This is a genomic window from Pseudomonas sp. Root401, from assembly GCF_001425105.1.
In the GTDB taxonomy this organism is placed as follows: Bacteria; Pseudomonadota; Gammaproteobacteria; order Pseudomonadales; family Pseudomonadaceae; genus Aquipseudomonas; species Aquipseudomonas brassicacearum.
Genome location: NZ_LMDO01000001.1, coordinates 123,992 through 136,437 on the forward strand (window position 1 = coordinate 123,992; position 12,446 = coordinate 136,437).

Sequence of the window (12,446 nt, forward strand, 5' to 3'; positions counted from 1 at the left end):
GCGATGCGCTGGGTCTGTATTCTCTTCCCGCAATTGGCGCTGGACGCCGCGCTGCGTCAGCGCCCCGATCCTGACCAGCCCCTGGCCTTGCTGACCGGCCCGGCCCAGCGTCGGGTGCTGCAAGCGGTGAATGCGCCGGCACGGGCCCTGGGCTTGCGTCCCGGCCAGACCATGACCGCCGCCCAGGCCTTGAGCAAAGGCTTTGCCACCGCCGAATACGACGCGGCGCAGATCGAACACTGGCAACAGTTCCTGGCGGCCTGGGCCTACCGTTTCAGCTCCCAGGTCAGCGTGCATTACCCGCGTACGCTGCTGTTCGAGATCGAGTCGAGCCTGGGCCTGTTTGGCCCCTGGCCGGTGTTCGAGGCGCGCTTGCGGGCCGAGCTGACCGAGCTGGGCTTTCGTCATCGCATCGTCGCCGCACCCAATCCGGTGGCGGCGCGGGTGTTGGCCAATGCCTATGACGCCCTGGTGGTGCCCGACGCCGAGACCTTGCAACAATGCCTGGGAGACATGCCCGTGGAGCGGATCGGCCTGGAACCCGAGGTCGCCACGGCGCTGTCGCGCATGGGCCTGCGCCGCCTGAGCCAGGTCCAGGCCTTGCCCCGGCAGACCCTGGCTCGGCGCTTCGAGGCCCAGGTGCTCAAGCACCTCGACGCTCTGACGGGCAGTCGCACCCTGGCGCTGTCGTTCTACCTGCCGCCGGACCGTTTCGATGTGCGCATCGAACTCAACTATGACGTGCAATCCCATCAGGCGCTGTTGTTCCCGTTGCGGCGCTTGACCGGTGACTTGTCGGCCTTCCTGTGCGGTCGCGACAGTGGCGTGCAGCGCTTCGACCTGCACCTGGAGCATGCCGCTTTGCCGGACACACTGATCAAGGTCGGCTTGCTCAGCGCCGAACGGGATCCAGCGATGCTCTTCGAACTGGCCCGCGGTCGCTTGGAACAGGTGCAGGTCGCGGCCCCGGTGCGGGGTTTTCGCTTGTGTGCCGAGGACCTGCCGAGTTTCGTGCCCCAGCGCCTGGAGCTGTTCGACGAGCGCCCGCAACAGTCCTTGCCTTGGGAGCAACTGCGCGAACGGCTGCGGGCGCGGCTGGGGGATGACGCGGTGCAGGGCCTGGGGTTTCGCGATGACCATCGACCTGAATGCGCCTGGCAAATGACGCCCCAACCCCGGCCCCAGGCCTGTCCGGTGCGCGCTGGCGTGCAGCGTCCCGGCTGGCTGCTGAATGAGGCCCAGGTGCTGCAGGACAGCCAGGCGCGAGTCCTCATGGGCCCGGAGCGCATCGAGACCGGCTGGTGGGACGGTGCCGACGTACGCCGCGACTACTACCTGATCGAAACCCGCAGCGGGCAACGCGGCTGGGCCTATCGACCGGTGGGCGAGGGTGGGCCGCTGTGGCTGCAAGGCTGGTTCGCATGAGCGTTGAATATGCCGAGCTGCATTGCCTGTCGAACTTCAGTTTCCAACGTGGCGCCTCCAGTGCCCTGGAGTTGTGTCGTCGGGCCCGGCAAGAGGGCTACCAGGCCCTGGCGATCACCGACGAATGCACTTTGGCCGGAATCGTCCGGGCTTGGCAGGCGGCCAAGGAGCTGGAACTGCAACTGATCGTCGGCAGCGAAATCCAGGTCGAGAACGGCCCGAAGCTGGTGTTGCTGGTGGAAAACCTTGAGGGCTATCAAGCCTTGTGCCGGCTGATCACCCGCGCCCGGCGTCGCAGCGAGAAGGGCCACTATCGCATTGTGCGAGAGGACTTCGACCAGCCCTTGTCGGGGCTGCTGGCGTTGTGGATAGCCGCGGGCAAAGACGTCGAGGAACATGGCCGTTGGCTCCAGTCGATCTTTGCCGGGCGCCTGTGGCTGACGGTCCAGTTGCATTGCGCACAGGACGACCGCCGCCGGTTGGCAGACTCGTTGGCGCTGGCCGAGCGCTTGGATCTCCCAGTTGTGGCCAGTGGCGATGTGCACATGCATGTGCGCGGGCGTCGTGCCTTGCAGGACACCATGACCGCCATCCGTCACCACGCCACGGTGGCCGAGGCTGGCCAGCGCCTGCACCCCAACGGCGAGCGCCACTTGCGCAGCCGCAAGGATCTGGCCGATCTCTACCCGCGAGCCTTGCTCGATGAAACCCTGAACATCGCCCGGCGCTGCACCTTCGATCTTGGCCAACTGCGATACCAATACCCCCGCGAATTGGTGCCCGAGGGCCATGCCCCGGCGTCCTGGCTGCGGGAACTGACCGAGCGGGGCATGCGCGAGCGGTGGAAGGACGGCGTGACAGACAAAGTGCGGGCACAGATCGACAAGGAGCTGAGCCTGATCGCCGAGTTGGGCTATGACAGTTATTTCCTCACCGTACAGGACATCGTCAGCTTCGCCCGCAGCCGCCATATCCTTTGCCAGGGGCGCGGTTCGGCGGCCAACTCGGCGGTGTGCTACGCCTTGGGTATCACCGAAATCGACCCCAACCTTACCAGCCTGTTGTTCGAACGCTTCCTGTCCCGGGAGCGCAACGAGCCGCCGGACATCGACGTCGACTTCGAACACGACCGTCGCGAGGAAGTGCTGCAGTACGTGTTCCAGCGCTACGGTCGTCATCGAGCGGCGTTGACGGCGGTGGTCAGCAGTTACCACGGCGCCGGGGCGGTGCGCGATGTGGCCAAGGCCCTGGGCCTGCCGCCGGACCAGGTCAACGCCCTGGCCGATTGCTGTGGCCGCTGGAGCGACGAGGCGCCGCCAGTGGAGCGCTTGCGTGAAGGCGGCTTCGACCCGGACAGCCCGGTGTTGCGCCGGGTGCTGAGCCTGACCCGGCAATTGATCGGTTTCCCCCGGCATTTGTCCCAGCACCCTGGCGGCTTCGTGATTTCCGAGCAACCCCTGGACACCTTGGTACCGGTGGAAAACGCCGCCATGGCCGAACGCACCATCATCCAGTGGGACAAGGACGACCTGGACGCGGTCGGGCTACTCAAGGTGGACATCCTGGCCTTGGGCATGCTCAGTGCGATTCGTCGCTGTTTCGACCTGATCGAACACTACCGGGGCCAGCGCTACGCCCTGGCGTCGCTGCCTCAGGAGGATCGGGCGACCTACGAAATGATCAGCCGCGCCGACACCATCGGTGTGTTCCAGATCGAGTCCCGGGCGCAGATGTCGATGTTGCCTCGGCTGAGACCCAAGACCTTCTACGATTTGGTCATCGAAGTGGCGATCGTACGGCCCGGGCCGATCCAGGGTGGGATGGTGCATCCGTACCTGCGCCGCAGAAACAAAGAAGAGGCGGTGACTTATCCCTCTGAAGCCTTGAAGGAAGTGCTCAACCGCACCCTGGGTGTTCCCTTGTTCCAGGAGCAGGTCATGCAGATCGCCATCGTCGCGGCCGACTACACCCCGGGTGAAGCAGACCAATTGCGTCGCTCCATGGCTGCCTGGAAACGTCACGGTGGGTTGGAGCCCCATCGGGAACGTCTGGCGCAGGGGATGAAGAAAAACGGCTACACCGCTGAGTTCGCCGCGCAAATCTTCGAACAGATCAAAGGCTTCGGCAATTACGGTTTCCCGGAATCCCACGCCGCCAGTTTCGCCTTGCTGACCTACGCCAGCAGTTGGCTCAAATGCCACGAACCGGCGGCGTTCGCCTGTGCCCTGATCAACAGTTGGCCCATGGGGTTCTACAGCCCGGACCAGATCCTCCAGGATGCCCGTCGGCATCAACTGTCGATCCGCCCGGTGGACGTGCGCGCCAGCGATTGGGATTGCAGCCTCGAGCCCATGGACGGTCGGCAGCCGGCGATCCGCATGGGGCTGCGCATGATCAAGGGCTTTCGCGAAGAGGATGCCCGCCGTATCGAAGCGGCCCGCCGGCATCGGCCCTTTAGCGACGTGGCCGACTTGGGCGAGCGCGCGCAGCTCGATGCCCGGGCCCAGGCGCAACTGGCCGACGCGGGGGCCTTGCAGGGCTTGGCCGGTGATCGCCATCGTGCCCGCTGGGAAGTGGCCGGAGTGCAGAAACAACTGGGCTTGTTCGCCGGTTTGCCCAGCCAGGAGGAACCGCCCGTGGCCCTGCCAAAACCCACGCTGGGGGAAAACCTGTTTGCCGATTACACCACGCTCGGCACGACGCTGGGCCCTCATCCACTGGCCCTGCTGCGTCCCGAACTGCGCGCCCGGCGCTGCCGCAGCTCCCGGGAATTGCAGGACGTGGAACATGGCCGCAACGTCAGCGTCGCCGGGCTGGTCACCGGCCGCCAACGTCCGGGCACGGCCAGCGGCGTGACTTTTGTCACTCTGGAAGATGAATTCGGCAACCTCAACGTGGTGGTCTGGCGCGACTTGGCCGAGCGCCAGCGCAAGACCTTGGTGGGCTCGCAATTGCTCAGGGTCGACGGGCGCTGGGAAAGCGTCGGCGAGGTCCGCCACCTGATCGCCGGGCGCCTGAGCGACCTGACCGAGTTGCTGGCGGGCATCCAGGTGCAGAGCCGCGATTTCCGTTGAGCCTCAGCAACACCGCACCCTCTGTGGCGAGGGCGCTTGCTCCCGCTCGGCGGTGTGTAGGAGCTGACGAGTGAAACGAGGCTGCGATCTTTCCCCAGCCACTTGAGTCTCAAGCGAAAGATCAAGATCAAAAGATCGCAGGCTTCGCCAGCTCCTACAGGGCCAAGCAGGAGCAATCCTTGACCACAGGGATCGTGCGCAAACCGATCACCATGAAACCAAACGCCAACCCAGCGCTCGAAGCTCTGATCGCAAGGGATTTGTGTCTGCCGACTCCCGGCAGGCATTTTGAGGTTCAGAATCGACCATGCAGTTTCTATCCCAAAATCACGGGTGCCCTGGATGGGGCGGTGAAATGGCCGGGCGTATCCGGGCGTTCGATTGGAGCCGGACCGAGTTGGGCGCCATCGAGCACTGGTCCGCCAGCCTGCGCAGCGCCGTCCAGTTGTTGCTGGCTTCGCCCCTGCCGATGGTGATGTTGTGGGGCCGCCAGGGCTTCATGATCTACAACGATGCCTATGCCGAGTTCGCCGGTGGCCGCCATCCTTACCTGCTGGGGTGCGCGGTGGAGTTGGGTTGGCCGGAGGTCGCCGAATTCAATCGGCATGTGCTGGACGTCTGCCTGGCCGGCGGCACCTTGTCCTACCGCAGCAAAGAGTTGGTCCTGCTGCGCGATGGCAAGCCTGAAGATGTGTGGATGGACCTCTATTACAGCCCGGTGCCCGATGACGACCAGTCCCCGGCGGGCGTGCTGGCGATTGTGGTGGAAACCACCGAGCTCGTGTTGACCGAGCGCGCCCGGCAAGAGGCCGAACGCAGTTACCGAGCCGTCAACGAGCGCATCCAGTTGGCCCTCTCGGCCGGACCATTGCTGGGGTCGTTCGTCTGGGACATCCAGGCCGACACACTATCGGGCGATGAGCGTTTCGCCCGTACCTTCAACTACCCGCCAGACTGTTCGCTGGACGCACTGCCCATCGAAATTGCCCGCCAGCGCATCCACGCCGATGACCTCGAAGAGGTCAACCAGAGGGTCGAACTGACCGTGCGCACGGGCATCCCCTACAGCGCTGAATATCGGGTGCGCCGCGTGGGCGGTGATTACCTGTGGGTGCTGGCCAGCGGTCGCTGCGAATTCGATGCCACGGGCAAGCCCCTGCGTTTTCCAGGTGTGCTGATTGACATCAATGAACGCAAGACAGCCGAAGCTTCGCTGCTCAAATTCACCCGCGACCTGGAACAGCGGGTAGCCGACGAGGTGCAGGCGCGGCTGGCGGCAGAAGAGCAGTTGCGTCAGTCGCAAAAGCTCGAGGCCATTGGCGGTCTCACTGGCGGCGTGGCCCATGACTTCAACAATCTGCTGCAAGTGATTGCCGGCAACCTGCACTTGCTGGCCCGCCACGAACGGGACAACGTCAACGTGCAACGGCGGGTCAGTGCCTCCATCGAAGCCGTGGAGCGGGGGGCCAAGTTGTCATCGCAACTGCTGGCTTTTGCCCGGCGCCAGCCATTGTCCCCGGCGGTCTACAACCCACGACGCATCTACGATGGCATGGGTGAACTGCTGCAACGGGCCTTGGGTGAAACCATCCAGATTGAAGTGAGCCTGCCCCAGGAGCCCTGGTGCATCCACGTCGATCGCAATCAATTGGAAAACGCCCTGTTGAACCTGGCGATCAATGCGCGCGATGCCATGGGCGGCGAGGGCACTATCCGCCTGATCGGGGAGAACATCGCGCTCGATGAGGCGTTCTGTGCCGGCAAGGGGATCCCGGCCGGCGACTATGTCCGGCTGTCGGTGATCGACTGCGGTGCCGGCATGCCGCCCGAGATCCTGAAGCAGGTGTTCGAACCGTTTTTCACCACCAAGACCGATGGCCAGGGCACCGGGCTTGGATTGAGCATGGTGTTCGGGTTCGTCAAGCAGAGTGGCGGCCATATCGAGATCTCCAGCGACCTGGGCGAGGGCACGCGGGTACGGATGTATTTCCCTCGAAGCCTTGCGCCCGAAGCGGGGGAAACCGAGCAGCACGACGTGCTCCAGTCCGGCCGGCAAGAGACGATCCTGGTGGTGGAGGACAACGACGAGGTGCGCAGCGCGTCGGTGGAACTGCTGGAACAGTCCGGCTATCGGACCCTCACGGCCGCCAACGGCGATGAGGCGATGAAGCTGCTGCTGGAAGGCATCTCGGTCGACCTGATCTTCACCGACGTCGTCATGCCCGGCCTGATCAAGAGTTCCGACCTGGCCGCCTGGGCCAAGGTGCAGAACCCGCCGGTCCCGGTGCTGTTCACCTCGGGACACACCCGGGACATCATCTCCCGGAACCATCAGTTGAGCCCCGATACCCATTTGTTGAGCAAACCCTACGGCCCGGACGCGCTGACCCGGATGGTGAGGAGTGTGCTGGGCGGCTGATCGCGGTGCTGCAAACAAATGGAACCCAAGCCGTCGCGTCACCTTCGAATGTTCAAGACCGGTCATCCACCCGGCCCTGCCATGAACGAGGTGCTTATGAACGACGATCCAGTAAACACCCAGCCAGTCCGCCCTGCCGGGACGGACCAGGCCCAGAGCGCCGCCACGGAGGTCGATCAGAAGAATCGTCATAGGGACAATGACAACACCTTCAGCCCCGGCTTCAAGCCTGATCCGGATCGGCCGAAATCTGGCGAGGATACTGACGCTGATATCGACACCGATGGTGGCTAGCCTATAAAAAGCCCCGTTTTCTTTTTAGAACGGGGCTTTTTGTATTTCGCTACTTGCTTGGATGCGCTGCCTGAAGTTTCTTGGCGGCATCCAGGTGATGTTGCAGGTCTGGCAGCATCTTCTGGGCGAACGCCTTGAGTTCGGTATTGCCAGCCTTCTTGTCGTCGGTAACGGTTTCGGCTTCTTTCTTGAACAGGGCGATGGTTTCTTCGTGGGCCTTGACCTGGTTGTTGGCGTAGGCCGCATCAAAAGACTCATCGCGCACATCGAGAATCTTCGCCTTGGCTTTTTTCATCAACGTGGTGTCGTCGGGTACTTCGATGTCATGTTTTTGCGCCAGGGCTTTCAGCTCTTCGTTGGCCTTGGTGTGGTCGGTGATCATCTTGTTGGCGAACTCCTTGATGTCCGCCGATTGGCTTTTTTCCAAGGCCAGTTTGCTGGTCTCGATTTCTGCAATGCCACCGGCCGCCGCGTTGTCGACAAAGTCGTTGGAAGTCGCGGCCCATGCCATGCCCATGCTGGTACTCAGGGCAACTGCCAGGCCGAGTTGACGCAGGGTGAATCTGTCCATAGGTAAGTCTCCACACAAGTTGAACGAGCGATTCTTGTCGTCTCTGTTCAATGGAGGGCGACGCACCGGCAAAGGTTTGATCGCCAAGCGATCCGGTACGACGAACGGTCACCGCTGGTCGGATTGGCGGTCGACAGAACCCTGTCGAGGAGGCCATTCTGATAATCGACGGGCGCCGCAAGGGCGTCTGCCACCGACCCATCGAAGGAGGTGTTCCATGCCGGTGTCCCACGATTTGTGCCAGGATCTCAAATGCACAAAAGACCACATCCAGCAAAAACGCAGCGAGAATCCAAGGCTCGACTCGTTAATTCAAAAATACTCCCAACTTGATGCCGAGGTGGTCGAAGCCGAGAAACCGTCCTCCGGCGCGCTGTCCGACGATGCTTTGGAGACGCTCAAGAAGAAGCGATTGCTGGTCAAGGACGAGATCGTGGCTCAGATGCAGCGGTAGTGCGAAGGGCTTTTGTGGCGAGGGCGCTTGTTCCCGCTGGGCCGTAGAAGCTATGTAAGAGCTATGTAGGAGATGCGTAGGAGCTGTGTAGGAGCTGTCGAGTGCAACGAGGCTGCGATCTTTCCCTGCCACTTGAATCTCAAGCGAAAGATCAAAAGATCAAAAGATCGCAGGCTTCGCCAGCTCCTACAACGCGGGAGCAAGCTCTGGCCACGACGGCCCTTCATGCCTTGCCTCCCAACCTGTCAGGTCAATGGATCCCAGCGCTGTGACCAGTCGCTGCCGGTCTTGACGATCTCTCGCAACACCTCGAATGCCTGCTGCAACGCTGCTGAATCCCGATCGCGGGAGTAGACCAGGTAAGTGGGGTAGTTGAATTCCGGTGCCTTGGGCACCCGTTCCAGGATGCCGCTGTCCAGGTAGCTCTGCACGACCCGTGTGCGGAAGTAGCCGCTGCCGCCGTTTTCCAGGATGTACTGCAAGGCCAGGGGACCGAGGTTGAAGGTCACGGCGGCCTTGGCCTTGTCCGGTAGCGCGGTGTCGTGTTGGCGCCGGAAGTCAGCACTCCAGTCGATGTACACGTAGGGCTCGGGACGGGCGGCCAGGCGTACCAGGATGAGTTTTTCTTCCAGCAGCTGTTCTACCTGCAGGCGCGGCCAGTATTCGGGTTGATACACCACCGCCGCGTCCAGCAGCCCCAGCTCCAGCTGTTGCAGCAGTTTCTCGCCGTCGCGGATGTCCATGCGCAGGGCATGGCCGGGAATTTTCTGGCGCAGTTCGCCGGCCCAGGCGAGCATCAAGGGATTGCACAGGCTGACCTCGCCTCCCAGGTGCAAGACGTTGCGATAACCCTCGGGCAGTGGCAGGTCCCGGCGGGCTGCTTCCCAGGTCTGCACGAGCTGGTTGGCGTAGACCACAAACGCCTCGCCGTCGCTGGTCAAGCGCGCGCCGGCACGGTTGCGCACGAACAGCGCGCAGCCGAGCTGGCTTTCGAGCTTCTGCACCCGGGCGGTGATCGCCGTCTGGGTCACGTGCAGCTTTTCGGCCGCAGCAGCGAGGCTGCCGTGGCGGACGATTTCCAGGAAGGTGCGGGCGAGGTCGATGTCCATGTTCAGGCCGATACGGGGGAAGCGGGCATTGTAAGAGCTGCCGCGCCTCGCCGATACCGGGCATTATTGGACGGCTTGGGCCTGTGCTGTTCGCGCCCAAGGGGCGACCAGGCGTTCTGGCGTGCGGCAGGCCTTGTGCTTGAAGACGAACCCACGGCACTTGTCGGCGAAGCCGTGGCGATTGTCCACCATGTCATGTCGCATCTGCGCGAGTTCGCCATCGCGGCACGCCTGGATCGCTGACAGGCTCCGCTCGGCCTTGCGAACCCGGATGCTTTCATAGTTCGGATCGAGCAGCGCACTGTTGGCTCGCTGCAGCAGCCACAGGCCGAACTCGTCGGGGCAGCGTGGTCCGATCTCCTGGACCATGCCGTAGCGCAACGCCTGGAGGGCGCTGATCGGCAGGCAGTCCTGGGTGAGTTTCCAGGCCATGTCCGGGCCGACCGCGCGGGGCAGGCTGTAGGTCCAGTATTCGGAGCCGTACAGGCCCATGGTCGCGTAGTGCGGGTTGAGCACGATGTCACGGCGCGCCAGCACGATATCGGCCGCCAGAGCCAACATCACACCGCCGGCCCCGGCGTTACCCGTCAGGCCGCTGACCACCAGTTGCCGTGCGCTGAACAACTCAAGGCAAACGTCATCGATGGCCTGGATGTTGGCCCAGGCCTCCAGGCCGGGTTCGGCGGCGGCCTGGATAACGTTCAGGTGCACACCGTTGGAAAAGCTGCCGCGCCCGCCGCGGATCAACAGCACCTGGGTGTCCCGGGACTTGGCCCAGCGCAATGCCGCCACCAGCCGTTGGCATTGCTCAGTGCTCATCGCCCCGTTATAGAACTCGAACGTCAGCTCTCCCACATGGCCGCATTCCCGATAGCGAATGGGTTGGTAAGGCTCATCGCTGAACGGCTGGCGAGCCAGGGAACCGTCGAGCATCGGGACGCCTTCGAGCCGGTTCGACAATACGTGGCGCGCCGGACGCTTGAAGGTCTGTTCGCCGGGCTGCGGCTTGCGGCGCAGGGCGCCGATCCACAGGCTTGCATCCCCTGTCGCCACCAGCACCGCATCGTCACGCACGGCCAGCAGTTCGCCGGGCAGGCCGTGACGAACGTCCGGATGGGCGTCGTACAGGTAAAACTGCTCGCCGGCCAGGCTTGCCAGCACTCCGGGTTGACCGTCGGCGGCATCGATGCAGCGTTTGATGAAGCCGGTGCTGTCGTGCCAGCTGAAGGTGCGATGGGCCTGGGTCATGTTCGGTTGCAGGCGTCCGACCACGTCATGACGGTCATAGTCCAGTGGCACCGGGATGAAACCGTCGAGGTATTTTTCCACGACCTCGCGGATGCAACGAATGGCCGCATCGCTGACCGGGCCGTTATACAGCTCGGATTTGCGCAGGCCTTGGGGCAGGTCGAATTCGCAAGTGGCCCAGACTGGCCCGGCGTCCATTTCCTCTACCGCCTGCAACGCCGTGACACCCCAGCGTTCGGGCTGCCGAGTGATTGCCCAGTCCAGGGCGCTGGCGCCGCGGTCGCCGACAATTCCGGGATGAATGATCACCACCGGGCGCCGCGGGTTGCGCCATAACTGCTCGGGTACGCGGTCCTTGAGGAACGGGCAGATCACCAGGTGGGCGCCGCTTTCTTCGATTTGCCGGCAGACCGAGGCCGGATCGGTGAACAGCACGACGCTGGGGCGATAGCCGGCCTCGCGCAGGTCCAGCCAGGCGCGTTGGGTCAGGCCGTTGAAGGCGCTCGACAGCAAAATGATCTTCAGTGTGGGCATGAGTCTCTTCCGTGAGATGAGCAGGTGCCGGCTCCCGATGAGCCGTCCCTGGCTTGATGGAAGCGCTACGTTAGCGGCTGGGGGAAGAGCAACAACTGACAGGGATCAAGGTTGTGAGTGCAACGCAGGATCAGGGGAGGGCAAAAACACGAATCCCGCCACGGGGGCGGGATTCGTTTGCAATCAAAGGCCCGCGAAGAACGCGAGCGCAGTCTCAGCCTGGGAACAGCTCGGACAGCTTCATGGCCAGCATCATGTCGCCTTCGGCGCGCAGCTTGCCGCCCATGAACGCTTGCATGCCGTCGGTGCTGCCGTCGACGATGCCTTGCAGGGTTTCGCCGTCCATCACCAGGGTCACCTGGGCGTCCGGGTTCTCACCTTCCTGCAGTTCGCAGGTGCTGTCCTTGACGATCAGCGAGAAACTCTTGGTATCGTCGATGCGGAAACCGAATACCAGGTCCAGGCCGGCAGCGGCGGCTGGGTTGAACTTGGCTTTCATGGCTTGTACGGCGTCGGCTACGGAGGTCATGGTTTCGATCCTTATTTGGGTGGTACAGCAAGGGTCTACAGTAATCCGGACTCAGCGAAAGGTGATGAGGTCCGGGGCCTTCAGCAGTTGCAGGTGGGCATGACTGTTGAAGGAAGCCAGGGCCACCTCGCGGCCCCTGAATTTCAGGTGGTTGAGCGAGGTGTTGACGATTTGCCAGTTCAGTTCGAAGGCCTGTCGGGCCGGTATCTGGGTGATCAGGTGGAGCAGGGCGGTGATGGTGCCGCCGGAGGTGAACACGGCGATTTTATGGGTGTTGTCGGCTTGCTCCAGGATGCGCTGCAGGCCCGCCTGGACCCGCTCGACAAAACCCAGCCAGCTTTCCAGGCCCGGCGGGTCATACTGGCCGCTGAGCCAGCGTTCGACGATCAGTGCGAAGATGCGCTGGAATTCAGCGCGGTTCTGCGCAGCGTTGCGCAGGATATGCAGCGCCTCGGGCTCCTGAGCAAGCATGTCCGGCAGCAGGGCGCGAATGACCGCGTCGGCATCGAACTCGTTGAACGCGGCGTCGATTTCCAGCTTGGGAACCGGCAATCCGGCGGCGGACAACTGGCCCAGCGCGCCGATGGCGGTATCCTGTTGGCGACGCAGGTCACCCGAGAGGCAGCGATCGAATACGACACCGAGCTCCGCCAGGTGGCCGCCGAGCACTTGCGCCTGGCGCACGCCATTGGGTGAAAGGACATCGTAGTCGTCCGCACCAAAGGAGGCCTGGCCATGTCGAATCAGATAGATACTGCCCACGTCCGCGTCATCCCGGTACGTTGAAGG

General features: G+C 63.3%; 10 protein-coding genes. 5 read left to right on the forward strand and 5 right to left on the reverse strand.

Annotated elements, in window-relative coordinates; all coding sequences use genetic code 11:
• The first annotated feature begins 3 nt into the window (after nucleotides 1-3).
• The 4 genes from ASC85_RS00580 (at nucleotide 4) to ASC85_RS00595 (ending at nucleotide 7,212) form a co-directional block, all read left to right on the forward strand.
• Nucleotides 4-1,425 carry a Y-family DNA polymerase gene (locus ASC85_RS00580; RefSeq protein ID WP_057447829.1) on the forward strand — a complete coding sequence of 474 codons (1,422 nt, stop codon included), beginning with the start codon at nucleotides 4-6 and terminating at the stop codon, nucleotides 1,423-1,425.
• Nucleotides 1,401-4,499 carry an error-prone DNA polymerase gene (locus tag ASC85_RS00585; protein ID WP_430458883.1) on the forward strand — a complete coding sequence of 1,033 codons (3,099 nt, stop codon included), beginning with the start codon at nucleotides 1,401-1,403 and terminating at the stop codon, nucleotides 4,497-4,499. Before ASC85_RS00580 ends, ASC85_RS00585 begins: the two co-directional genes overlap by 25 nt.
• Before the next feature lie 307 nt (nucleotides 4,500-4,806).
• Nucleotides 4,807-6,918, forward strand: a complete 2,112-nt coding sequence (locus tag ASC85_RS00590; protein ID WP_082534281.1) for a PAS domain-containing hybrid sensor histidine kinase/response regulator — start codon at nucleotides 4,807-4,809, stop codon at nucleotides 6,916-6,918.
• A 96-nt stretch (nucleotides 6,919-7,014) separates the two neighbouring features.
• Entirely contained in the window at nucleotides 7,015-7,212 is a 198-nt protein-coding gene (locus ASC85_RS00595; protein WP_233903645.1) for a hypothetical protein, read from the forward strand.
• 49 nt (nucleotides 7,213-7,261) lie between these two features.
• On the opposite strand, the gene ASC85_RS00600 is transcribed toward ASC85_RS00595, so the two are convergent.
• The gene (locus ASC85_RS00600; protein ID WP_057447833.1) at nucleotides 7,262-7,783 is read right to left on the reverse strand and encodes a DUF4142 domain-containing protein; all 522 of its coding nucleotides are present in this window, start codon (nucleotides 7,781-7,783) and stop codon (nucleotides 7,262-7,264) included.
• Nucleotides 7,784-8,000: 217 nt separating this feature from the next.
• Between ASC85_RS00600 and ASC85_RS00605 the strand changes: the two genes are divergently transcribed.
• Nucleotides 8,001-8,237 carry a YdcH family protein gene (locus ASC85_RS00605; protein WP_003200175.1) on the forward strand — a complete coding sequence of 79 codons (237 nt, stop codon included), beginning with the start codon at nucleotides 8,001-8,003 and terminating at the stop codon, nucleotides 8,235-8,237.
• 245 nt (nucleotides 8,238-8,482) lie between these two features.
• Here ASC85_RS00605 and ASC85_RS00610 read toward each other — a convergent pair whose 3' ends face one another.
• From ASC85_RS00610 to ASC85_RS00625, 4 genes are all read right to left on the reverse strand, one after another.
• Nucleotides 8,483-9,346 carry a LysR family transcriptional regulator gene (locus ASC85_RS00610; protein ID WP_003200177.1) on the reverse strand — a complete coding sequence of 288 codons (864 nt, stop codon included), beginning with the start codon at nucleotides 9,344-9,346 and terminating at the stop codon, nucleotides 8,483-8,485.
• A 63-nt stretch (nucleotides 9,347-9,409) separates the two neighbouring features.
• On the reverse strand, nucleotides 9,410-11,128 hold the full coding sequence (locus ASC85_RS00615) for a hydrogenase maturation protein (RefSeq protein WP_057447834.1): 1,719 nt from the start codon (nucleotides 11,126-11,128) through the stop codon (nucleotides 9,410-9,412).
• Between the two features lie 214 nt (nucleotides 11,129-11,342).
• Nucleotides 11,343-11,657: an SCP2 sterol-binding domain-containing protein gene (locus ASC85_RS00620; RefSeq protein WP_057447835.1), complete on the reverse strand. Its 315-nt coding sequence runs from the start codon at nucleotides 11,655-11,657 to the stop codon at nucleotides 11,343-11,345.
• Between the two features lie 51 nt (nucleotides 11,658-11,708).
• A complete protein-coding gene (locus ASC85_RS00625; protein WP_057447836.1) occupies nucleotides 11,709-12,419 on the reverse strand; it encodes a histidine phosphatase family protein in 711 nt (236 codons plus the stop codon).
• Nucleotides 12,420-12,446: the final 27 nt, after the last annotated feature.

Excerpts from the sequence above, each read along its gene's own strand:
- ASC85_RS00620 (WP_057447835.1), bottom strand. The coding sequence starts at position 11,657 with ATGACCTCCGTAGCCGACGCCGTACAAGCCATGAAAGCCAAGTTCAAC.
- ASC85_RS00590 (WP_082534281.1), top strand. The coding sequence starts at position 4,807 with ATGCAGTTTCTATCCCAAAATCACGGGTGCCCTGGATGGGGCGGTGAA.
- ASC85_RS00610 (WP_003200177.1), bottom strand. The coding sequence starts at position 9,346 with ATGGACATCGACCTCGCCCGCACCTTCCTGGAAATCGTCCGCCACGGC.
- ASC85_RS00615 (WP_057447834.1), bottom strand. The coding sequence starts at position 11,128 with ATGCCCACACTGAAGATCATTTTGCTGTCGAGCGCCTTCAACGGCCTG.
- ASC85_RS00605 (WP_003200175.1), top strand. The coding sequence starts at position 8,001 with ATGCCGGTGTCCCACGATTTGTGCCAGGATCTCAAATGCACAAAAGAC.
- ASC85_RS00600 (WP_057447833.1), bottom strand. The coding sequence starts at position 7,783 with ATGGACAGATTCACCCTGCGTCAACTCGGCCTGGCAGTTGCCCTGAGT.
- ASC85_RS00580 (WP_057447829.1), top strand. The coding sequence starts at position 4 with ATGCGCTGGGTCTGTATTCTCTTCCCGCAATTGGCGCTGGACGCCGCG.
- ASC85_RS00595 (WP_233903645.1), top strand. The coding sequence starts at position 7,015 with ATGAACGACGATCCAGTAAACACCCAGCCAGTCCGCCCTGCCGGGACG.